At 48.6% G+C, this 22,198-nt stretch carries 22 protein-coding genes; 12 read left to right on the forward strand and 10 right to left on the reverse strand.

Translation table 11 applies throughout. The annotated features are described in order from the left end of the window. Positions 1-21 precede the first annotated feature (21 nt). The 3 genes from serB to FTU55_RS09085 all read left to right on the forward strand — a co-directional run bounded on the left by serB (position 22) and on the right by FTU55_RS09085 (position 2,619). Complete coding sequence (serB, locus tag FTU55_RS09075; RefSeq protein WP_005180917.1) at positions 22-1,242, forward strand: phosphoserine phosphatase SerB; 1,221 nt, start codon at positions 22-24, stop codon at positions 1,240-1,242. 401 nt (positions 1,243-1,643) lie between these two features. Continuing rightward, a complete protein-coding gene (gene aciT / locus FTU55_RS09080; RefSeq protein ID WP_005180916.1) occupies positions 1,644-1,979 on the forward strand; it encodes a ciprofloxacin tolerance protein AciT in 336 nt (111 codons plus the stop codon). A gap of 154 nt (positions 1,980-2,133) precedes the next feature. Continuing rightward, positions 2,134-2,619, forward strand: a complete 486-nt coding sequence (locus tag FTU55_RS09085; protein ID WP_016658700.1) for a hypothetical protein — start codon at positions 2,134-2,136, stop codon at positions 2,617-2,619. Positions 2,620-2,688: 69 nt separating this feature from the next. On the opposite strand, the gene dtd is transcribed toward FTU55_RS09085, so the two are convergent. Continuing rightward, positions 2,689-3,129, reverse strand: coding sequence for a D-aminoacyl-tRNA deacylase (gene dtd / locus FTU55_RS09090; protein WP_180046852.1), 441 nt, complete (start codon positions 3,127-3,129; stop codon positions 2,689-2,691). A gap of 222 nt (positions 3,130-3,351) precedes the next feature. On the opposite strand from dtd, the gene FTU55_RS09095 reads away from it, so the two are divergent. From FTU55_RS09095 to asd, 5 genes are all read left to right on the forward strand, one after another. Beyond that, on the forward strand, positions 3,352-4,866 hold the full coding sequence (locus FTU55_RS09095) for a catalase (RefSeq protein ID WP_005180906.1): 1,515 nt from the start codon (positions 3,352-3,354) through the stop codon (positions 4,864-4,866). 143 nt (positions 4,867-5,009) lie between these two features. Then, complete coding sequence (locus FTU55_RS09100; protein WP_171431540.1) at positions 5,010-5,504, forward strand: ankyrin repeat domain-containing protein; 495 nt, start codon at positions 5,010-5,012, stop codon at positions 5,502-5,504. Between the two features lie 98 nt (positions 5,505-5,602). Beyond that, positions 5,603-6,802 carry a nicotinate phosphoribosyltransferase gene (gene pncB, locus FTU55_RS09105; RefSeq protein WP_087662325.1) on the forward strand — a complete coding sequence of 400 codons (1,200 nt, stop codon included), beginning with the start codon at positions 5,603-5,605 and terminating at the stop codon, positions 6,800-6,802. A gap of 169 nt (positions 6,803-6,971) precedes the next feature. Continuing rightward, complete coding sequence (locus FTU55_RS09110; protein WP_180046866.1) at positions 6,972-7,814, forward strand: sulfurtransferase; 843 nt, start codon at positions 6,972-6,974, stop codon at positions 7,812-7,814. Then, positions 7,811-8,662: an archaetidylserine decarboxylase gene (asd, locus tag FTU55_RS09115; protein ID WP_005180897.1), complete on the forward strand. Its 852-nt coding sequence runs from the start codon at positions 7,811-7,813 to the stop codon at positions 8,660-8,662. The genes FTU55_RS09110 and asd overlap by 4 nt, the downstream gene beginning before the upstream one ends. Before the next feature lie 61 nt (positions 8,663-8,723). Here the strand turns inward: asd and phoR are convergent, their stop codons facing one another. From phoR to FTU55_RS09130, 3 genes are all read right to left on the reverse strand, one after another. After that, positions 8,724-10,079 carry a phosphate regulon sensor histidine kinase PhoR gene (gene phoR / locus FTU55_RS09120; protein WP_016658705.1) on the reverse strand — a complete coding sequence of 452 codons (1,356 nt, stop codon included), beginning with the start codon at positions 10,077-10,079 and terminating at the stop codon, positions 8,724-8,726. A gap of 9 nt (positions 10,080-10,088) precedes the next feature. After that, positions 10,089-10,799, reverse strand: coding sequence for a phosphate regulon transcriptional regulator PhoB (phoB, locus tag FTU55_RS09125; RefSeq protein ID WP_005180894.1), 711 nt, complete (start codon positions 10,797-10,799; stop codon positions 10,089-10,091). A 223-nt stretch (positions 10,800-11,022) separates the two neighbouring features. After that, positions 11,023-11,724 (reverse strand): TetR/AcrR family transcriptional regulator, encoded by a 702-nt coding sequence (locus FTU55_RS09130; RefSeq protein WP_168384468.1) that lies wholly within the window; start codon positions 11,722-11,724, stop codon positions 11,023-11,025. Between the two features lie 215 nt (positions 11,725-11,939). On the opposite strand from FTU55_RS09130, the gene FTU55_RS09135 reads away from it, so the two are divergent. After that, positions 11,940-12,779: an SDR family oxidoreductase gene (locus FTU55_RS09135; RefSeq protein ID WP_016658706.1), complete on the forward strand. Its 840-nt coding sequence runs from the start codon at positions 11,940-11,942 to the stop codon at positions 12,777-12,779. Positions 12,780-12,972: 193 nt separating this feature from the next. Beyond that, on the forward strand, positions 12,973-13,128 hold the full coding sequence (locus FTU55_RS09140; RefSeq protein WP_168370814.1) for a hypothetical protein: 156 nt from the start codon (positions 12,973-12,975) through the stop codon (positions 13,126-13,128). Here FTU55_RS09140 and FTU55_RS09145 read toward each other — a convergent pair. The 5 genes from FTU55_RS09145 to FTU55_RS09165 form a co-directional block, all read right to left on the reverse strand. Beyond that, entirely contained in the window at positions 13,109-14,476 is a 1,368-nt protein-coding gene (locus FTU55_RS09145) for an MATE family efflux transporter (RefSeq protein WP_005180888.1), read from the reverse strand. The genes FTU55_RS09140 and FTU55_RS09145 overlap by 20 nt on opposite strands. A 113-nt stretch (positions 14,477-14,589) precedes the next feature. After that, positions 14,590-15,744: a methionine aminotransferase gene (locus FTU55_RS09150; RefSeq protein WP_180046854.1), complete on the reverse strand. Its 1,155-nt coding sequence runs from the start codon at positions 15,742-15,744 to the stop codon at positions 14,590-14,592. Positions 15,745-15,831: 87 nt separating this feature from the next. Further along, positions 15,832-17,136 carry a DUF445 domain-containing protein gene (locus FTU55_RS09155; RefSeq protein ID WP_016658710.1) on the reverse strand — a complete coding sequence of 435 codons (1,305 nt, stop codon included), beginning with the start codon at positions 17,134-17,136 and terminating at the stop codon, positions 15,832-15,834. Between the two features lie 10 nt (positions 17,137-17,146). Continuing rightward, positions 17,147-17,701 (reverse strand): hypothetical protein, encoded by a 555-nt coding sequence (locus FTU55_RS09160; protein ID WP_005180882.1) that lies wholly within the window; start codon positions 17,699-17,701, stop codon positions 17,147-17,149. 49 nt (positions 17,702-17,750) lie between these two features. Then, positions 17,751-18,290 carry a DUF924 family protein gene (locus tag FTU55_RS09165; RefSeq protein ID WP_104470558.1) on the reverse strand — a complete coding sequence of 180 codons (540 nt, stop codon included), beginning with the start codon at positions 18,288-18,290 and terminating at the stop codon, positions 17,751-17,753. 209 nt (positions 18,291-18,499) lie between these two features. Between FTU55_RS09165 and gshA the strand changes: the two genes are divergently transcribed. Together gshA and FTU55_RS09175 are read left to right on the forward strand one after the other, a co-directional pair. Beyond that, positions 18,500-20,077, forward strand: coding sequence for a glutamate--cysteine ligase (gene gshA, locus FTU55_RS09170; RefSeq protein ID WP_180046856.1), 1,578 nt, complete (start codon positions 18,500-18,502; stop codon positions 20,075-20,077). 20 nt (positions 20,078-20,097) lie between these two features. Continuing rightward, positions 20,098-20,628, forward strand: coding sequence for a disulfide bond formation protein B (locus FTU55_RS09175; protein WP_016658712.1), 531 nt, complete (start codon positions 20,098-20,100; stop codon positions 20,626-20,628). 69 nt (positions 20,629-20,697) lie between these two features. On the opposite strand, the gene FTU55_RS09180 is transcribed toward FTU55_RS09175, so the two are convergent. Beyond that, complete coding sequence (locus tag FTU55_RS09180) at positions 20,698-22,029, reverse strand: hypothetical protein (protein ID WP_180046858.1); 1,332 nt, start codon at positions 22,027-22,029, stop codon at positions 20,698-20,700. Positions 22,030-22,198 lie beyond the last annotated feature (169 nt).

A 22,198-nucleotide genomic window follows, 5' to 3' on the forward strand; every position in this document is an offset into this window, starting at 1 on the left:
AGCTCAGACCCGAGTCAATTCATGCGAGAAATCATTCTTATATCATTTTTAGGACCTGACCAACCGAATCAGTTTACTCGATTAATGCAGGTTCTGTCCGCTCATTCCTTACAAATCTTAGATGTCGGTCAGGCGGTCATTCATAACCAGTTGACTTTAGGTATTGTCGTCTCATCAGATGACCAGACGGCTACCGCATTAGCCATGAAAGAGATCCTGATTTTAGCACATGATATTGGCTTAACTGTGCGCTTTAAACCGATCTCTGCAACAGAGTATGAACAATGGGTCAATGAAGGTGGCCGTACCCGTTACATCGTGACGGCTTTGGCGCCAGAACTCAATGCCTCTCATCTGCAGGCAGTAACACAAATTGTATCCAGCCAGGGTTTCAATATTGAGACCGTGACCCGTCTGTCTGGCCGTCCGGCAGCAGATGGTTCCAGCCAGGGGCCAAAACGTGCCTGTGTGCAGTTTGGTTTAAGCGGTCAGATGCTCGATGCCGCAGCCATGCGTGCCGCCTGTTTAAGCCTGTCCAACGCGCTAAGCGTCGATGTCGCGGTACAGGAAGACAATGCTTATCGCCGTAACCGTCGTTTGGTCTGCTTTGACATGGACTCAACCTTAATTGAGCAGGAAGTGATTGACGAACTGGCGATTGAAGCCGGTGTCGGTGCACAAGTGGCTGAAATTACCGAGCGCGCCATGCAGGGCGAGCTGGATTTTCAGCAAAGTTTCCGTGCCCGTGTGGCCTTGCTAAAAGGTCTGGATGCGTCGGTTCTGCCAAAAATCGCCGAGCGTTTAACCGTGACTGAAGGCGCCGAGCGTCTGATTTCGACCTTAAAAGCCCTGGGCTATCGCACTGCGATTCTATCGGGTGGATTCCAGTACTTTGCCGAATATCTGCAGGACAAGCTGGGGATTGATGAAGTACATGCCAATATTCTGGATGTCGAGCATGGCGTGGTAACCGGGGAAGTGAAAGGCCATATTGTGGATGGTGCGCGTAAAGCTCTGCTATTGCGTGAACTGGCCGAGAAAATGGGTATTTCTCTGGAGCAGGCCATTGCGGTAGGTGATGGTGCCAATGACCTGCCAATGCTATCCATTGCCGGTCTGGGGGTTGCTTTCCGTGCCAAACCGCTGGTACGTGAAAATGCCAATCAGGCGATTTCCAGCGTTGGCTTGGATGGTGTTTTGTATCTATTAGGTGTCCATGATAAAGACCTGAACCGGGCTTAAGCACATCACAGGTTGAATCAAGCGCAGCATAAGGGCTGCGCTTTTTTTATGCAAAATCAGTGAACAAGGGCAAATGTTCATTTTTTGACTGAATCGAAATCTGCTTTAAAAACATCGAAAAAAATATTTTTCAGGGCAGTTTTGCAGGTTGTTTTTTTGTAATGACACGCGAAAGAAGGAGTAGCCTTATCTTCAGAAATCTTTAAAATTAAAAAAGTGTAATGACAATATAATATTGCGACAATGTGTGTCGCGTGGTCAAAATTTAAGTCTTTTTTTATCCAGAAAACTACTCATAATGCTTCCATAGATTTGAAATTGGCCTTGCCATTCATTTACAAGTATTGAAGATGGCATGGGGACTCGACAAGATCCACATCCATTTTTGGACGGAGGTTTTTATGTTAACAGCGAATTTAGCAACTATAGTCGGCTTGAGCTTGGTAGCGGCTGCTTTGATTGCTGTTTTCTTTTCGCCTTATCGTCGTTGGTTAAGCTTCATGTTGGCCGGTATGGCATTCTGGGGCATTTTGGAAACGGTCCGTTTTAGCGTACAAACTGTTTTTGAACTGCCTGTGACCTACAGCTATCTGTCTGCATTAACCCTGGCGATGATTGTTGTGACATTGCTTCTGCTACGCGAAGACCGTCGTGCAGAGCGTGCATTGGCCAAAAGACGTTATATCGAACATACCCCAGTGTATGAAGATGACCAGCAGCAGTATTCCAGCCGTTAAGTCTATACAGATAAGACGTCCAAAAAATGTACAGTCATGTACATTTTTTTTTACTTTCGATAATGATTGTTATACAAAGCCTTGCTGAAAAATCAGCTGTTTATGGTAGGATGAAAAGCAATCTAACCCAACAATTACAATAGGCTCGGACGTCATGAAACTTTCCTCAATTCCTGTCGTGAAACTTCCTCTGGTTGATGTCAGCACGGATCCGCTTGATTTGCTCGTGACAGGTTTGGCTTTGCGTATGAAGCAGCTAGCCCGTACCAGCCCTAAATTTATTGAGTTGGTTCATGAGCGTCAGTTCCGCATCCAGATTGGTACCGATACCGGTTTTGCCCGCCAGATTATTGTCAATAATGGCGACATTGATACCGTGTCGGGTGATGCTGAAAAAGCCGATTTTATTTTGCAGTTCGCCGACAGCGAGCAGGGCGTGAAAACCCTGATGAAAGGCGATCCGACTGCCTTTATGACCGGCATGCAAAATGGCACCATTAAAATGGAAGGTGATTTTGGTCTGCTGGTCTGGTTTAACCAGGTGGCGAAACTGGTACCACCAAAGCTGCCGAAACCGGTCAAAGAAAAAATTAAAATGGCGCGTCAGTTTATTAAGCAGAAAACTGGTAAATCAATCTGATTGCTGCGTCGAAACGCCCAAGAAAAAGGTCTTCCAGTGGAAGACCTTTTTTATGCACCAAGCATTGGCTTATTCAATTTCCAGCTGAAAGGTCACCGGCCCGTCATTGACCAGATGCACTTTCATATCGGCGGCAAAAATACCGGTTTCTACCTGTGCAAACTGGCTTTTGGCATAGTCCACCAGCTGATCATACAGTTCTTTGGCTTGCGCGGGGGGCATCGCCGGGCCAAAGTCAGGGCGTAAACCTTTCTGGGTCTGGGCCATCAGGGTAAACTGCGATACCAGTAAAATACCGCCGCCGGCCTGGCTGACATTCCAGCCCATCTTGCCCTGTTCATCATCAAAAAAGCGATATTTCAGGATTTTATCAATCAGCTTTTTGCCTTTGTCCAGATTATCGTCTTTGCCCAAACCTAAAAAAACCAGAATACCGTGCTGAATTTCTCCGGTTGTTTCACCCTCAACAACGACTTTGGCTTCTAGCACTCGCTGTAATAATGCGCGCATATTTGACTCAAAAACTGAAAATTATGTGCATTGTACAAGAACCGCAGCAAGTCTGCAGATTAGCTCTGCTTAAAATGTATTCTAATCTATTGACTATATTTGATAATATTTTAAATAATCTAAAAACACGATTGAATTTATAAAAATTATCAGTTTTATCTATTTTTTACTCTCGAGTATCTTAGCCCATGCAGGAAAGGTAATAAATTGAGAGATTTAGAAATGTTTAAGCGTTCATTACTGGTTGCAATGCTTGCAACTGTCACAGCCGCACAAGCTGCCCCATTAACTAAAGATAACGGCGCGCCAGTGGGGGATAACCAGAACTCGATCACTGCTGGTCCAAATGGTTCCGTTTTACTTCAAGATGTACAATTAGTTCAAAAATTACAACGTTTTGGTCGTGAGCGTATTCCTGAGCGTGTGGTACATGCGCGTGGTACGGGTGCCTATGGTGAATTCGTTGCAACCAAAGACCTATCTGATCTGACCCTTGCTTCATTGTTCAAAGCCGGTACTAAAACTCCAGTTTTCCTACGTTTCTCTACCGTAATTCATGGTAAAGGCTCACCAGAGACCCTACGTGACCCACATGGTTTCGCAGTGAAGTTCTACACACAAGAAGGTAACTGGGACTTGGTCGGTAACCAGACACCGGTCTTCTTTATCCGTGATGCGATCAAATTCCCAGACTTCATTCATGCCATGAAGCCAAGCCCGGTGACTAACGTACAAGATGCCAACCGTGTGTTTGATTTCTTGTCGAGCCAGCCATGGGCAACCAACATGCTGACCTATGTATACGGCAAGCAAGGTGTTCCAACCAGCTACCGCGAACAGGACGGTTTTGGGGTTCACGCTTACAAACTGTATAACGACAAAGGCGAATACAAGTACGTGAAATTCAACTTCCGTTCTAAACAAGGCGTGAAGGGCTTGAACGTGAAAGAAGCGGCTGAGCAGCAAGGTAAAGATTTCAACCATTTGACCAATGATCTTTATAACAACATCTATGCAGGTAACTTCCCGAAATGGGATCTGTATATTCAGGTGCTTGATCCTAAAGACCTGGGCAAGTTTGATTTCGATCCGCTAGATCCAACTAAAATCTGGCCAACTGAGCTGGTTCCAGAAACTAAAGTCGGTACCTTGACCCTGAACCGTATGCCGAAGAACTTCTTCAATGAAACTGAACAGTCAGCATTTGCGCCAGGTAACCTGGTTCCAGGTATCGAGCCATCAGAAGACCGTCTGTTACAAGGCCGTATCTTCTCTTATTCAGATACACAAATGTACCGTCTGGGTGCAAATCATCAGCAGATTCCAGTCAACCGTCCAGTGGTAAATGTGAACAACAATAACCAGGATGGCTACATGAATGTATCTGAGCGTGACTCAGATGTGAACTATGAGCCAAGCCGTAAAGAGCCAAAAGCTGCCACTGAAAAAGCACGTGCGGTACAAACACCATTATCTGGTCATGTACAGCAAATTGGCGTGAAAGAGCAGAACTTCAAGCAGGCAGGTGAGCTGTACCGTTCATACACAGCTAAAGAGAAAGATGACCTGATCATGAACTTGGCTGCTGACTTAGGTGCAGTGAAAGATTCAGAAACCAAGCACATCATGTTGTCTTATTTCTACAAGGCAGATGCAGACTACGGTACCCGTATGACCAAAGCGGTGAACGGTAACCTGGCGACGGTTAAAGCTAAAGCTGCAAAATTAAAAGACTAATCTCGATTGGTCTTGAGGAACTGGTGACTAGGGTATAGCGCATCACCTCCGAAAAGTCCTGTAAAACTCCAAACCTTTCCTGCACCCTAGGGGGAGTTTTACAGGCACCTCTTTATTTTGCCGATTCAGACAGGAGTAGCAAGATGCGTATTTTCACCATGCTCTGTGCCGGACTGTTCAGCCTGGGAGTAGGCGCAGCACCAGCCTGGGCACAAGCAGATTCATTCTCGGCCACAAGCCAAACCGTAGCATCATCTGCCGCACAAGAGCTGATTGATCTGTTTTTTGCGGCTGCCCGCAGTGGCCAGCATGACGTGATTCAGGAATTTTTACAGCACGGTTTTCCGGTCGATGTCCGTAATTCGGCCGGTTTTACGCCATTAATGATGGCGACGTATTATGGCCATCAGCCAATTGTCAGCACCTTGCTGGCCTATGGCGCCGACCGCTGTGCACGTGACCAGAAAGGTCATACCGCGCTAATGGCAGCCATTGTAAAAGCCGAGTGGGGTATTGCCCGGCAGTTACGTCAGGTCGATTGTGATGCTCACGCGGTCCAGACTGGCCAGCTGACTGCCGAAGAATTTGCCCGGGTATTTGGCCAACAGCAGCAATTTCAGAAGCTGAGTGAGGACTAGCCGAGCGCCAGGTTCTTACCCAATGGTCGATACAAAAGGTTAAATATCGCTGTAAAAATTATGCTTTAATGCAAGGAGTACAGCAAAAACGAACTCTTATGGCACCAATCATCCACTCTTTGCTTGATACCGACTTGTACAAATTTACCATGCTACAGGTGGTCTTACATAAATTCCCGCAAACCCACAGTGTCTATCATTTCCGCTGCCGTAATCTGGAAGATACGGTCTATCCACTGGCGGATATTCTGGATGATTTAAATGCACAGCTGGATCATTTGTGCCGCCTGAAATTTAGCGAAGATGAACTGCAGTATTTGCGCAGTTTACGCTTTATCAAAAGCGACTTTGTCGATTATCTGGAACTGTTCCAGCTCAAGCGCCGTTTTATTCGTGCCGGCATCGACAGTGAAGGGCGTCTGGATATTGTGGTAGAAGGCCCGATGGTTCAGGCCATGATGTTCGAGATTTTTGTGCTGGCCATTGTCAATGAGCTGTATTTCAGCCGTATTCGCAGTGACGAGGTGCTGGCCGAAGGTGAACGCCGTCTACAGGCCAAAGTGGCCTTGGTGCAGCAATATGCCGCCGAGCAGAATCCGGAAGATCCGCCATTTCTGGTTTCGGATTTTGGTACACGCCGCCGTTACAGCTTTGCCTGGCAAAAGCATGTGGTGCAGCAGATTAATGCCGCCGCGCCGGGTGTATTCCGCGGCACCAGCAATGTGCTGCTGGCCAAACAGCTTGGCATTACTCCAATTGGCACCATGGCGCATGAATTTTTACAGGCCTTTCAGGCGCTGGATGTGCGTTTACGTGACTTCCAGAAAGCGGCGCTGGAAACCTGGGTACAGGAATATCGGGGTGACTTGGGGATTGCCCTGACCGATGTGGTCGGGATGGATGCCTTCCTGCGTGATTTTGACCTGTATTTTGCCAAACTGTTTGATGGCCTGCGCCATGACAGTGGTGACCCGTATAGCTGGGGCGACAAAGCCTATGCCCATTATAAAAAGCTGAAAATTGACAGCAAAACCAAGATGCTGACCTTTAGTGATGGCCTGACCTTGGAAAAAGCCTGGGCGCTACACAACTACTTTAAAGACCGCTTTCAGGTCAGTTTCGGGATTGGCACCAACCTAACCAATGATATGGGACAAACTCCGCTGAATATTGTGTTAAAGCTGGTGGAATGTAACCGTCAGTCGGTGGCCAAAATTTCCGACAGTCCGGGCAAAACCATGACCGACAACGACACCTTCCTCGCTTATTTGCGTCAGGTGTTTGATATTCAGGAATAAGCAAAAATACAGGCCAGGTCCAGTACAAAGGCTGGACCTCGTCCTCTCCCTGATGGCGGGTTGACCTCTATCCATTTTTCTGCGCAAGGAATGCAGAAATTCAGGATAATCCTAAAAATGACTTGTGCTAACATCAGGGACAAGGATAGTGATAAAACATACAACCACGATGAATGATGCCATGATCAATTTCGGTCTGTTGATTGAAGCCGAAGACCTGGTGCCCTATTTAGGCAGTGAAAAATTACGTATTGTCGATTTAAGCCGCAACTCGGTCTATGAACAGCTGCATATTCCACATGCGCTACATGTAAAGCCAAAACTATTGCTGCGTCAGGAAGAGTATGCTTCGGGTTTATTGCCGGAGCAGGACGGCCTGGAAGAACTGATCCGCTATTTAAATATTTCCCCTGAGCATCATGTGGTGGCCTATGACGATGAAGGCGGAGCCTGGGCCGGGCGTTTGCTGTGGAATTTACATTGTTTAGGTTTTGAAAATACTAGCCTGCTCAATGGTGGGATTCATGCCTGGCTGGCGGCCGGTCTGCCGACCTCGTCGGAGCTGCCGAGCTTTGCGCCGGTTGAGCATTTGGTGCCGGTACAGCTGAATGATCAGTATCAAATTCAATATGATGCGTTATTAGAGCAGGTACAAAGTGCTGAACTGCAACTCTGGGATTGCCGCACTGCAGAAGAATATAGCGGACAGCGACTGGCGGCGCGACGCGGCGGTCACATGCCGGGCGCCCGACATTTCGAGTGGAGTACTGCCCTTGACCGCGAAAATCATTTAAAATTGCATCCGCTAGAACGCACGCAGCAACGTCTGGAACAACTTGGCTTTGATTTAAGCCAACCGGTGGTGGTGTACTGCCAGTCTCATCATCGTTCCGGTCTGGCCTATATTCTGGGCCGTTTACTGGGTTGGCCAATCCGGGCGTATGCAGGTGCGTGGAGTGAATGGGGCAATCGCCTCGACAGTCCTATCATTACCGGAGAGTTGCCGTCTTGAGCCTCACATCTCGTTTAAAAAAACAATTATTTATTCAGGCCCAGCGCGTGGTACCCCAGCACCAGTTGTCTCGTGTGGTGGGTAAAATTGCTGCCAGTGAACACCCGATGGTGAAAAATGCAGTAATTCAGGCATTTAAAATGCAGTACGGAATTGATATGTCGATTGCCGAGCAAGGCAATGCCCTGAAATTCAAATCCTTTAATGAATTCTTTACCCGTGCCTTAAAAGATGGGGTGCGTGTGGTCGATGCCGATCCGAACAGCATTGTTTCTCCGGCTGATGGCGCGATTTCCCAGCTGGGTAAAATTGAAGATGGTGCAATTTTTCAGGCCAAAGGCCAGAATTTTACGGTTGAAAACCTGATTGCCGATCCGCAGCTGGCCGAGCCATTTAAAAATGGCCAGTTTGCCACCGTGTATTTATCACCGCGGGATTATCACCGGGTGCATATGCCATTTGCCGGTACCTTAACTGAAACTCTGTATGTACCGGGCGAGCTGTTTTCAGTGAACCAGACCACGGCAGAACATATTCCGGGACTGTTTGCCCGTAATGAACGCATGGTCTGCCTGTTTGATACCGAGATGGGCCGGATGGCGGTGGTGCTGGTGGGTGCCATGATTGTGGCCGGTATTGAAACGGTTGCCACCGGCAAGGTCAAACCATCGGGCCGTTTGGAGCTGAACCAGCATGACCTGTTCCTGGAAAAAGGCGCCGAATTAGGCCGTTTTTATCTCGGTTCTACCGCAGTGATTTTATTTGAACAGGATAAAATGCAGTGGGATGCACAGTATCAGGCCAATTCTCTGGTGGAAATGGGCAAAGCCATGGGTCATCGCCTTTAAGCTGTTTGTATTGAAATGAAAAATGCCCGGATTAATCCGGGCATTTTTATGGGTATTCGGTTTAAAGGCTATACAGCCGTTCTTTGGGAAAGACGGCCTTAAAGGTTGAGCCGCTATTTTCTTTGGACTCGACTTCTAAATGGGCATTGTGCTGCATCAAGACATGCTTGACGATGGCCAGCCCTAAACCGGTACCGCCGGTCTGACGGCTACGCGCGCTATCTACCCGATAAAAACGTTCGGTTAGACGCGGCAGGTGTTTCGGATCAATGCCGATGCCGGTGTCCTGCACGCTAAAATAGCCATGCTCGCCATCATCATGCCAGCCAATGGTAATGGTGCCGCCTTTCGGGGTGTATTTGATGGCGTTGGTAATTAAATTGCTAAAGGCACTGGCCAGTTCCATATCGGAGCCAATCAGGTCGCAATGACTGTCGATATCCAGATTTAGGGTATGGCCATAATCAATATTGTAGGCATGCGCATCATCAAACAGCTGGTTCATCAAACTTGGCATGTCAATAATCTGGTTTTTGGCAATGGTTTTTTCATTTTCCAGACGCGACAGCAGCAGCAGGTCATTGACCAGCGCATTCATACGCCGGGTCTGCGACTGCATCTGTTCAAAGGCACGTTTCCAGCGCGGATTCATGTCTTCCTGGTCGGTAAAGGTTTCAATATAGCCACTCAGTACGGTCAGCGGGGTGCGTAATTCGTGCGAGATATTGTCGACAAAGTCTTTGCGCATCTGTTCCAGATTGTGCATCCGGGTCATGTCATGTGCCACCAGTAGGCGGCTTTCGCCACCAAAGCGGGTCATTTTGACCTGCACATAGTGTTCATCCAGCACGGTCGATTTGATTTTCAAGCCATCTGGTGCCTGATCAATATGATGAAAATATTCAATAAATGCCGGTTGGCGCAAAATGGTTAAAATATTGCGACCACGATCCAGTGGCTGAATGCCGAGCAGGCGCTCTGCTGCCGGGTTCCACCATTCGATCTGATGGTTATCATCAATCAGCACTACCGCTTCGGCCAGGGCCACTAGTGACGACTGAGCGCGGTCAATCAGCCCGACCATTTCGGCCTGGACAATACGTTCCTGACGCTGCGAGCGGTAGACATTAAATAATAAAGCCCCCCAAATGCCATGCAAATTGGGGGGGACATCATAGGGACGGTTGGCAATCCAGTCATTGACCAGATAGAGGGAGCGCATTTGGGTGGCGAAAAACGCCAGAAAGCCAATAAAAATACAGATCCAGAACTGTTCGATCCCGAGACCAATAAAACCTGCAATTACTAAAAAAAAGATCAGTAAACGGAGATCTTGTTTGGCAAAAGTCCACAAACTGCTGTAACGGACATTCTTGTGGTCACGGGCCAGTTCGGGGACAGGGTATGGTTCATACATAAAAAGCGATTAACCTAAGGCGACATCCGCACGGGTTGAGAAACGGTATCCAGTGCCACGAACCGTTTGTACAAAGCGGTCTGCGCCAAATGGCTCCAGCACCTTGCGTAAACGACGAATATGCACATCAATGGTACGATCCTCAATATATACGTTGCCACCCCAGACCTGGTCAAGTAGTTGTGCACGGGTATAGGCACGTTCCGGATGCGTCATAAAGAAGGCCAAAAGACGATATTCGGTTGGACCCATGTCCAGAATGTTGTCGCCAAAGCTGACGCGCTGGCTGACCGGATCTAGAATCAGGCCGTTGGCATCAATGGTTTTTTCACCATTCAGGGCATTGGCACGGCGCAGTACGGCTTTGATGCGTGATACCAGCTCACGGGTAGAAAACGGTTTGGTCATGTAGTCGTCGGCACCGGCATCCAGACCCTGAACCTTGTGGTCTTCTTCACCGCGTGCAGTCAGCATGATCACCGGAATTTCCGCCAGGTTTTCATCACGTTTTAAACGACGACATAAATCAACACCGCTGACGCCGCCAGGCATCATCCAGTCCAGCAAAATCAGTGCCGGGCGTTGATCGACGATCATCTGATGCGCCTGTTTGGCATCTTCGGCCTGTAAGCAATGAAAGCCGGCCATATCCAGTGAGGTATGAATCATCTCTCGGATTGGAAGTTCATCATCGACAATTAAAATGTAGTCATCTTTCACAACGCAATACCCTATAAGTGAACGGTGAACCGTTTATATTTATGACAGGCTTATTACAAAGATTAATTATGACAGTATCATTGCAGAAAGGGCAGGTAGCGCTATTTTCGCAATGTTTTGTGACAATTTTTTGTACAGAATGGGCTGAATCCAGAATTCATTTAAAAAAATTTAAATAAAAGATTCAAATATTTAATTTTTCTTGCAGTTTGATGACAGGGATTCAGGCTTTTTTGCTACTTTCTGGCTCCGCTTCGGAAAAATGTTCGAGCAGGGAAATGAACACCACGCTACAGGCGCTGAGCACTTCATCCATTGACTGCTTAAAGCCGCTCATGACCCAGCGGATGGCAATTTGGGTGACATAACCGTTCAGGCCGCTGGCAATTAATGACAGTTCGCGTTCTGAATGCTGCAGGTTTGGCATCATTAGCATGACAAAGGCCTGAATCATGCGGTCAAAGCGCGCCATGCTTTCCTGAATGGTGGCCTGATTATGCAGTTCCTGTACCAGCATGGCATCAATATAAATAATCCGTGCCATCTGTGGGTTGTCTTTGAGCGTAGTCAGCAGGGCAGTTAAACCGGCTTCAATCATTTTTTGCGGATTGGTCGAGGCCTGCATGATGGCCTGCATCACATTGTGTTGCAGTGCATCAATCAGCTGTAAAAAAATGGTCTGGAACAGGTCTTCACTTTTTTTGAAGGATTCGTAGAAATAGCGCTCGGTGAGTTTGGCCTCGGTACAAATATCTTTCACCGTGACCGCAAAAAAACCATGCGTACCATAGGCGTGCAGGCCGGCTTCAATCAGTTTTTCCCGGCGTAGCTGTTTGCGCTCGCTCAGCGATAATCCTTTAAATTGGCGCTCTTTATTTTGGGTATTCTGCGCATTTTGGGGAGCGGGGTGTTGTGCTTCGGTCATAGTAAAAAGGCCAGTTCACATCCTATATTGCTATAGATTAACAAGATTTTGCGCTAAGTGCGAAGTTTGGCACTCAGATTTGAACGCAGCAGACAGAAATCTGCAGGCTTTTGTGTTGACAATGATTATTGTCAAAATTATATTTGAGTGGTGAAATTGAAGTGCGCTGCCGTGCCTGAGGGACGCAGCAAGACCATCCATAAAAAGGAAGCGGAATGAAAAATTTTAAAAATAAAGTCGCGGCGATTACCGGAGCAGGTTCAGGCATTGGCCAGCAGCTGGCCGTATTATTGGCCCAGCAGGGCTGTCATCTGTCTTTAAGTGATGTTAATGAAGAAGGTTTGGCTAAAACCAAAGCCTTGCTGAGTGATTATAACGTGCGAGTGACCACGGCGCAGGTGGATGTGGCAGATCGGGCGGCCATGAAGCACTGGGCTGAACAGACCGTACAGGATCATGGCTCGGTCAATATGATTTTTAACAATGCCGGGGTGGCCTTAGGATCGACCGTTGAAGGTGCCTCTTATGAAGACCTGGAGTGGATTGTCGGGATTAATTTCTGGGGCGTGGTGCATGGCACCAAAGAATTTTTACCATATATCAAACAGACTGGTGATGGCCATATTGTCAATATTTCCAGCCTGTTCGGGATTACTGCGCAGCCAACCCAATCGGCCTATAACGCGACCAAGTTTGCGGTACGTGGTTATACCGAGTCGTTGCGTCAGGAACTGGATATCCAGAACTGTGGCGTGAGTGCGCTGTGTGTGCATCCGGGCGGGATTAGGACCAATATTGCCAACGCCGCGAAAATGAATGACAGCCTCAGCAGTCTGGGCATGAACTCAGAAAAGTCGATACGCTCTTTCAATAAATTATTGCGTTATCCGGCAGAGCATGCGGCACGCGATATTCTGGATGCGGTTTTAAAAGATAAACGCCGTTTATTGATTGGCAATGATGCCAAAGCTATTGATTTAATTCAGCGGATTGTCCCAAGTGGCTATCAGCGGGTGATGGCGGTGGCGACCCAGCTGGGCAAAGGCCGTAAATAAACTGTATTTTAAAGAAGCCTGCGTTAAGCGGGCTTTTTTGTGGCTGTTCAGCATATTTCATTTTTTATTTATCTGAAATTCAGAATAAAACTGTCAAGTTTTTGACAGATTTGAATAAGCCGTTTTGACATCATCAGCTCATCCCGAGTGGAAACCTTTAAAAACATCAAAAGAGAAATGAAGGAAATTTAATATGAGCTATGACTATCAACATATTCAGGTCAAACCGATTAATGGCCGTATTGGCGCTGAGATTCAGGGTATTCAATTATCTTCGCAATTAGCGCAAGCGGTGATTCAGGAAATTAATCAGGCGCTATCTCCTGCCGTCAAATTAACACCTCAATAGTCTTTTTCTTCCAGACAAACTGATAATACAGACCCTGTAAAATACACAGACTGACAAAGGCCAGCGCATAGGCATACCAGATGCCTTGTAATCCCCACCACTGACTAAACAGATAGGCACACGGCACTTCAATCAGCAAAATTGCCAGCACATTAATAATCATTGGCACCGTGACAGTCCCGCTGGCGCGCATAATCGAAGCGAAAATGGCACTGGCCCCAAAGAACAAAATTGACCACAATACAATAAACAGCAGCTGCTGGCCCAGCTCGACCACCTGCGGGTCGGTAATAAACAGCGCCATTAAATATTTCGAGAATAAATAGGCCAGTACCACCAGCATCCCGGTAATCATCAGGTTCATGCCCAAAGCAGTACGGGTGACTTTGGCCAGTAAATCGGACTTGCCAGCCCCAATCGCCTGCGCACCAAAAATAGAGGCGGCAATGGCAATCGACAGCGCCGGAAACTGAATATAGTTCAGCACCTGATTCACCGCACCATAAGCCGCTGTGGCTTCAGCGCCATAACGGTTGACCAGCCCGACAATTACCAGACCGGCCACCGACGTGGTGACCATCTGAATGCCGGTCGGAATGCCCAAACGTAAAATAATCTTGCTCAAGATCGGTTGATGGCGAATATTTTTCAGCAATTGCCAATCCGGTCGTAGCGGATGGTTTTTCTTGTTCAGATACACCGCCAGAAAAATCAGCACCGCCAGATAACCAATAATGGTGGCGATAGCCGGGGCAATAATCCCCAGACGCGGAAAACCAAAATAGCCGGCAATCAGCACCGGGGTAATAAACAGCCCGATCAGGCTGGTCATGCCTAAGGCAATTAAGGGGGTAATACTGTCGCCCACGCCGCGTAAAATGGAGGTGTAAATAATATAGACAAACAGCAGCGGGCTACCGGCCAGCATCCATTGCACATAGGGCAACGACAGATGCATCACCTGCGGATCGGTACCGAGCGCCAGCAGAATGGATTTGGCGAAAATCACGCCTAAAATGGCAATGATGGTGCCGCCAATCAGGGTCATAAACAGGGTCGAGCCGACCACACAGCGTACTTTTTCAATATTCTGCGCGCCCCAGGCCTGCCCGACCAGCACGGTTGAACCGGCTGACAGCCCGATCACAAAGGCCATCAAACAGAACAGAATCGGGAAGAATACCGCCACCGCTGCAATGGCATCGACACCCATCATCTGGCCAACAAAGACAGTGTTGATGGTGCCAGACAGGTTTTGCAGAATATTGGTGGCAATCAGCGGCAGCAGGAAAATCAGGAAGGTTTTCCAGAGCTTGTGTTGATTCACCAAAGGTTGATGCTGCGGCATGAGCAATCCTGTAACCGGTTTATGATCGTGTGCATGAATGGCTTTACCCTAGCATGAGCCTGTAGCAAAAAGCCTTAGCAATTGCGTAACTTAGCTGATCTTATTGACTCATGTTAACAGGCCGAGAAAATCTCTGCGGCCCGATCCAGCGTCTCATCTTTTTTGGCAAAACAGACCCGAATCAGGCGTAAATCATCCGGCGGGGTTTGATAAAAAGCAGAAATCGGAATTGTGACAATCTTGTGCTGCTCGGCCAGATACTGGCACATCTGTAGATCATTTAAATCCGGGCGGATGGCGCGATAGTCCAGATTCTGGAAATAGGTGCCTTGCGCGGGAATCCACTGAAAACGGGAGTGCTGGATACCGGCCTGAAAGCGGTCACGTTTGGCCTGATAGAACGCGGCCAGTTCAGCAATATGTTCCGGATGCTGTTGCATAAATTGTGCCAGTGCGACTTGCACCGGGGTCACACCACAGAAATTGGCAAACTGATAAACCTGCCGGAACAGCTGCATCAAAGCCGGTGAGGCCATGCAATAACCGGTTTTCCAGCCGGTGACATGAAAGGTTTTACCAAAAGAACCAATCACAAAACTGCGCTCGTGCAGAGCTGGAAAATCAAGCGCTGAATAATGCTGCTGGCTATCATAGACCAGATGTTCATAGACCTCATCGGACAGTACGACAATATTGCGATCCTGAATCAGCTCAATCAGGGTATGCCAGTCCTCGGCTGACCACAGCGTACCGCTCGGGTTATGCGGAGTATTGACGATGATCATACGGGTACGATCATGAATGGCATCTTTGACCTGATTCCAGTCGACCTGAAAATGGGGCGGCTGCAAGGCCAGATGGATAGCTTTCCCGCCAGCCAGTTGCACGGTGGGAGCATAACTGTCATAGCTGGGATCAAAAATAATCACTTCATCTCCGGCCTGCACCACCGCCTGAATGGCACAGAAAATGGCAATGGTCGCGCCGGCGGTAATACTGATTTCGGTGTGAGGATCAAACGAACGGCCAGTCTGTTGCTGCTTTTGCGTGGCCAGCTGTTCTCTGAGCAATAACAGCCCATCGCCGGGTGGATACTGGTTCTGGCCCTCTAATGTCGCCTGACACAGGGCCTCCAGCAGGGCCGGTGGGGCCGGAAAATCGGGGAAACCCTGTGACACATTCAGGGCATTCAGGCGCTGAGCCAGGGTGGTCATGACACTAAAAATGGTCACACCAAGCGCAGGAAGTTTAGATTGAAGTTCAAGCATGACCATTGACTACCGTTATTGTGTATGCACATCGCATGATAAGCCGCCATCCGCCAGCAATTGAAGCGGTGAGCGAAAAAAACTGAATTAAATCAATTCGACCAGCGCCCGGATAATCCCCAGTGCCAGACCAATAAAGGCCCCCACCACCACGCCATTGACCCGGATCATATGCAGGTCGCCGCCGACTTCGTTTTCAATTTTGCCAATCATCTCGCGTGAATCCCATTCATGAATCCGCTCACTAATAAAACGGATCACTTTTTCACTGTACTGGTCAGAGAGATTGACGGCGATGCCGCTCATTTTGTCATTCAGCAACTGGCGTACGGCGCCGTTACTGATAATGTTCTCACCGACCTGCTGAATGGCCACGCGCAGGTTTTCCGCAATACCGGAATCGGGTTTTTCCAGATCTGCCCGGATTGCATCACACAAAATCACCACTGCACCACTAATAAAATTCAGCACTTGCGGACTGTCCAGCAGGGCATTTTTGGTCTGGTTCAGGCGTTGGCTGGCGGCACTGTCCTGATCGGCCAGCTGTTGCATCAGCTGATGCGCCATATCTTCCACTTTTTGTCGCCACGGATGATCGGGATCGGCCAGCATCGAATCGACCCGTTCCAGTAAAGAGTCGATGGTGCGCTGCTGTACATCAATACCAATCCAGCTGGCACCTCTGGCCAGACGCCACACGCCCAGTTCTTTAAACAGGGTGCGGGTCAGCTCGCGGGTTTCTTCCGGATGTTGCAGCATCCAGTCATGCGCCAGATCCAGCCCGCGTTGCAGCACATCCTGATGGAAATCATTTTCCAGCACTGCGCGCAGCATTTCACTGGCCAGATAATTAATGTCAGTATTTTTGACCCATTGCACGCTGTTGTTCTGGATAAAGCGGCCAATCTGTTCCTGCCCGACAAATTCAAAAATCTTCGGTACGGTCTGTTGAATCAGCTGGCTGACCTGCTGGTTGTTCTGTGGATTGGCCAGCCATTTACCCACGGCCAGCGATACATCGGTATTGTGCAGGCTGCGCTGTACAATTTGCGGTGACAGGAAATTTTCCTGAACAAAACGTCCCATCGATTCGGCAATACGGTCTTTGTTGCGCGGAATAATTTCAGTATGGTCCCGCAGAAACTTGGGAATGGGCAGCCGGCCAAAGGGATTACGAAACAGCACAGTAATCGCATACCAGTCAGCCAGCCCGCCGACCACGCCAGCTTCAGCTGACAGCATCAGAATATGAATCAGCCAGATATAGTCAGGCAGCAGTTTGGCCAGCACCATTAAACAGATCCAGGCCAGCACGGCCGTGATCAGGGCCATGGTGGCAAAACGCTTGCTGCGTTGCAGGTTTGGAGAAGTCGGTGCTGGCGCTGTCTGCATGCATGTTTCCCTAGTTTGAAGTGGCTACCGGTGGCTGTAACACCTGACCGCCTGGACTGAGCCCGTATTTTCCACCCAGTGACTGCAAGATCAGGCGGGCATCAAAGGCATCACTTGGGGCGCTTTTTTGATCTTTATAACATTGAATCGTATAGGAAACCTGAATCGGGTCAACATTAATGACCTGCGGGTAGTCATAAAATGGGTCAGGCCAGAAAGCCGGATGGCGACGATAATAGCCATAAGGATAAAAGCTCGGTGCCGGATAGACCACAGCCTGACGCGGTGGCTGCTGGCTGCGGTTACTTGGATCATCCAGCACTTTAAAGAAGGTATGGCCCTGTTGCAGCGTGGTTTGCGCAGCTTTGACCAGGGTAATTTCTTCGGCGGTGCCAAAGCTCATGTTGGGACGGGCCTGAAAACTGATGCGATAGGTCTGGCTGTTCAGCGGCGTCACCGAATATTGACCCAGCTGGTCAAAGGTCAGCGGCTTGGATGGTGTGGTGGCACAGCCGCCCAGCAGCAGACTGAGCCCGAGGCCTAAACCAAGAATTAGATGTTTCATGCTGTTCTCCTGTGAAGATACTGCAAGGGGAGAATGAACCGCGTTTTAATTAAAAACTGCTGTTCGGTTGGGTCAGGAACTCCAATTCTTCTGCGCTTGATTGGCGTCCCAATATTTGATTGCGATGTGGATAACGGCCAAAGCGCTCAATGATCACTTTATGTTGCTTTTCAAAATTCAGATTTTCAGGGTTGCCCAGCCGTTGAAACAGTTTCAGAGCAAATTCATGGATTATCTGCGATTCACTGTGCATAAATGGCATGTATAAAAAACTGCGCTGCTCCGGACTCAGCTGCTGATCCAGTTTCAGGCTGATGGCTTCCTGAGCCAAAGCCAGCGCCAGTGCATCCTGCGCAAATGCACGCGGAGAATTGCGGTATAAATTACGTGAAAACTGATCCAGTACAATGATTTCGGCCAGCCGTCCTTCGGCACTGCTGCGCCACGACCACAGCTCGGCCTGACTGGCCGCCGTATGCGTGGCCTGAAAGCGCTCCGCAATCAGCCGGTCAAAGTCATCACTTTTGGCAAACCACTGCGGGCGGTGGGCTGCATCAAACCAGAAATCCAAAATATCTTGATAATTCATATGTTTTATGAAGTCGCTGCGGTATAGGATAATAAAATCACAAATTTCACATGTCTTATAGAGCAACTTTGTGATAAAAAATTGCCAAAAATAAAGTTGTGGGTTTGTTTGAAAACTATACAGGATGTAATGTGCCGGCACTAAATCGCGTTATACTGATATAAACCGATGATTTTCTTTAGTAGTTTTTTGCGATAAGCGAGATTGTAATGAGTCAACCCGAATCGACCTCTCAAGATACTTTAACGACTTGGGTGGATTCTTCGCTACTGCGCGGCATGTTGCGCGGTATTGAGCGTGAAAGCCTGCGTATGCAAAGCAATGGATTTCTCTCTCAGGCAGCCCATCCGAAGGGCTTGGGTTCGGCACTGACTCATCCGCATATCACCACCGATTATTCCGAAGCATTAATGGAGTTTATTACTCCGCCGCAGGACAGTATTCCGGGTGCACTGAATTATTTAAGCGATATTCATGCCGTGGTGTATCGTCAGCTGGAACATGAAGAAAAACTCTGGCCGCTGTCAATGCCGTGTATGCTGGATGATGCCGAAGAACGCATTCCGCTGGCGCAATATGGCAGCTCCAATATTGGCCGTTTCAAGACCTTATACCGTCATGGTTTAGGGGTACGCTATGGACGCCGGATGCAGACCATTTCCGGGGTGCATTATAATCTGTCTTTCCCGGATGCCTTATTTGAAGCGCTGCAACAACAAGAAAGCGATGAGGCACTCAAAAATCTGAGCCTGCAGGATTATCGCAGCCATCGCTATTTCGGTTTAATCCGTAATTTTATTCGCCTGACCCCACTGGTGATGCTGGTGGTCGGTGCCAGTCCATCGGTGTGTCAGTGTTTTATGACCGGCCGTGAACATCATTTGCTGCCACTGGTACGCGGCACGCTGTTCCTGCCGTATGCCACCGCCTTGCGCATGGGCCGTTTTGGCTATCAGAATTCGGCGCAAAAACAGCTCGGGATTCACTATAACAACCTGAGTGGTTATTTAGAGGGTCTGCAAAAAGCCGTCAAAACCCCGTATCAGCCATTTAGCCGTTTGGGTCTGAATGATGCACAGGGTGAGCCGATTCAGATCAATGATCACGTGCTGCAAATTGAAAACGAATACTACAGTCTGGTGCGTCCAAAACAGGTGCCGCAGGCGGGTGAAACCCCATCGCAGGCGCTGGCCAATCGGGGTGTTGGCTATGTGGAGTTACGCGCGGTCGATGTCAATCCATATAGCCCGATCGGGATTGATGAACACACCGCCGGCTTCCTGGAAGTGCTGGCGCTGTACTGTCTGCTGAAAGACAGCCCGGCGTTATTGGATGATGAACAGGACATTATTGAGCGCAATCAGGCCGAAGTCGTGAATCGTGGCCGTGCGCCAAATGCCACCATTTTGGCAGATGGCCAGTCCTATCCAATTGAAGACTGGAGCCGTAGTCATGTTCAGGCCATGCAGCCTTTGGCTGAACTGCTGGATCAGGCCTATGCCACAACGCTATATAGTCAGGGTCTGGCGACCATGCTCGGCCGGATTGATGAAGTCGATGCGACGCTATCCGCGCAGGTGATTGAGGATACCTTACATCAGGGCGGCACCTGGAACTTTGGCAGCCATATGGCGCAGCAACATGCCGACGTCTATCAGGCGCATGTATTAAGCCCGGAAACGCTGGCCTATTTTGAAGAAATGGCCCAGCAATCATTGCAACAACAACAGCAACTTGAGCAGGAACAGACCTTGAGTTTTGAGCAGTTCCTGACTCAGTACCGATAAAAATAGAAAGAGGATTGACCATGCAATGGAGTTATCGCTTCGTGAGTGGTGTTTTGTTTTGTGCCAGTGTGGTGGGGATGGCCTTCGCCCTGTATCTTGAGCATGTGCAAGGTCTGGCGCCGTGTCCATTATGTGTTTTCCAGCGTGTCGGCCTGATTGGCCTGGGAATCATTTCCCTGATCGCGCTGCTCCACAACCCGCTTTCGGGGGCGTTTAAACGGCTGTATGCCTTTTTGGGCAGCTTAAGCATTTTATGGTCGGCCGGTGTTGCCGCGCGGCATGTCTGGCTGCAAAACCTGCCGCCAGATCAGGTGCCAAGCTGTGGCCCGGGACTGGATTATCTGGTTGATGCCTTGCCAATGAAAGCCGTACTGCAACAGGTGCTATCTGGGTCTGGTGAATGTGCAGTGATTGACTGGACTTTTCTGGGCCAATCCTTGCCGGTCTGGTCGTTAGTGTTCTTTATTGTGCTAACGATTATTAGTATCTGGCAGTTAATCCGTACCTATCCCTATACTGCGGCCAAAACCAAGCCGGTAAAAAAGAAATAATATTGTCTCCAGATCAATAACAAACAGGAGGGCGATGACCCTCCTGTTTTAATTGTAGCGCATCAATTTTTAAGTCAGGGCAATGCCTTCAATACTTTCTAAATTGACAATATATTCACGTACCTGTTCATTGACCCGGTCATCATTTTCAGGATAAAACCATTTCACAATCTGCTCGGCCACGCTGGAATGGTACTGAATTTCCATATGATTTAGACCATAAAATACCGCCTTATGCGATTCTGGCAGTTTGAGCTGAAAACGCGGGTTCGGATGTTCACCCAGCGCACTTTTGACACTGACCAGATAATCGCCAATCACTTTGCGGGTGCGGTTGCGCTTGTTTTCATATTCAATGGTGCCGGCCACCAAAAAGGCATTGATATGCGAGGGAAACGGCGCCGGTTTGCGGTTATCATCAATTTCACCAATTCGCGCTTCATTGTGTTCCCAGTCATCATCGCGCACGCTGCCATAACGTAAATCCAGAATGCCGTTACTGCGGATATTCACCACATGCCCGACAATTTTCATAAACGGGAAACGCCCCAGTTTGTCCTGCAAGTGAAAGCCGAAACGCTCCAGCGCTGCACCATGATGCGGCGAACCCAGACAGACCAGGTTATCGACCATATGAATCCACTCATGTAAATCCTGCTTGCCATAAAACAGGGCACTGCGTGACACCAGCCCGCCCATGCTATGTCCAATCAGGCTGATGCTGGTGATATTCGGATTGCGCTGAATCAGATCTTCCAGGGTATTGGCCAGACTATGACCATTGGCGGAAATACGCCGTCCGGTATTGTAATTTAAATACAGCATGGTGTTGCGCTGGCGCTGTGCCAGCAGTTTTTCGCCAATACCACCATATTGCTGATGTGACCAGTCCAGATGGTTCATACACAGGCCATGCACAAACAGAATCACCTGTCCGGTCAGCTCGCCTTTTTGCACACTGCCGTAGTGGTCATAAATGGTCATTGGCAATGCCAGCGGATTTTGCTGATTCAGCAAATAATCACCCAGTACACCATTTAAAATACCAACCAGCGCATGCATATACGGTGTCAGCGGCTTGTCATGTAAACGTGGAAAACGGTCAATCACCTGACGCAGGCTGGGCGCCAGCAGGTAGTTGCTATAGTTTTGCAAGGTATCAAAGGACAGGCTGTACAGCTTGCGAATGGGCGACATATTCTGGAATTTTCGGGAGTGCTGTTCACTCATGCCAAACAGGCTCAGCAAGACCTCACGCTGAATGGTCTGCACCAGCTCTTTGACCACCTGATGCACCGGCATACTTAACAGCTGCGCCAGACCTTCCAGTAAATCGGCCTGGCTGGGCGGTGTGGTGTCCCATTTACAATAAGTTTCATGCAATGGCGTTAAACTTGGCATGTGCTACTGCCCCCTAACAATAGTGTCGCGGCTACTTTCTTTTTCGTTGGCTTCACGGTATAAATTTCTAAGCTTAATTTTATATCATTCATCCCGAACAACTTTTACAATAGCCAGGATGACGCCCCAGTTTTAATTTTTTTGTCTAACAATTATTTGTGACATACAA

The sequence above is a fragment of the Acinetobacter sp. YH12117 genome (genome assembly GCF_013418865.1).
GTDB lineage: Bacteria > Pseudomonadota > Gammaproteobacteria > Pseudomonadales > Moraxellaceae > Acinetobacter > Acinetobacter indicus.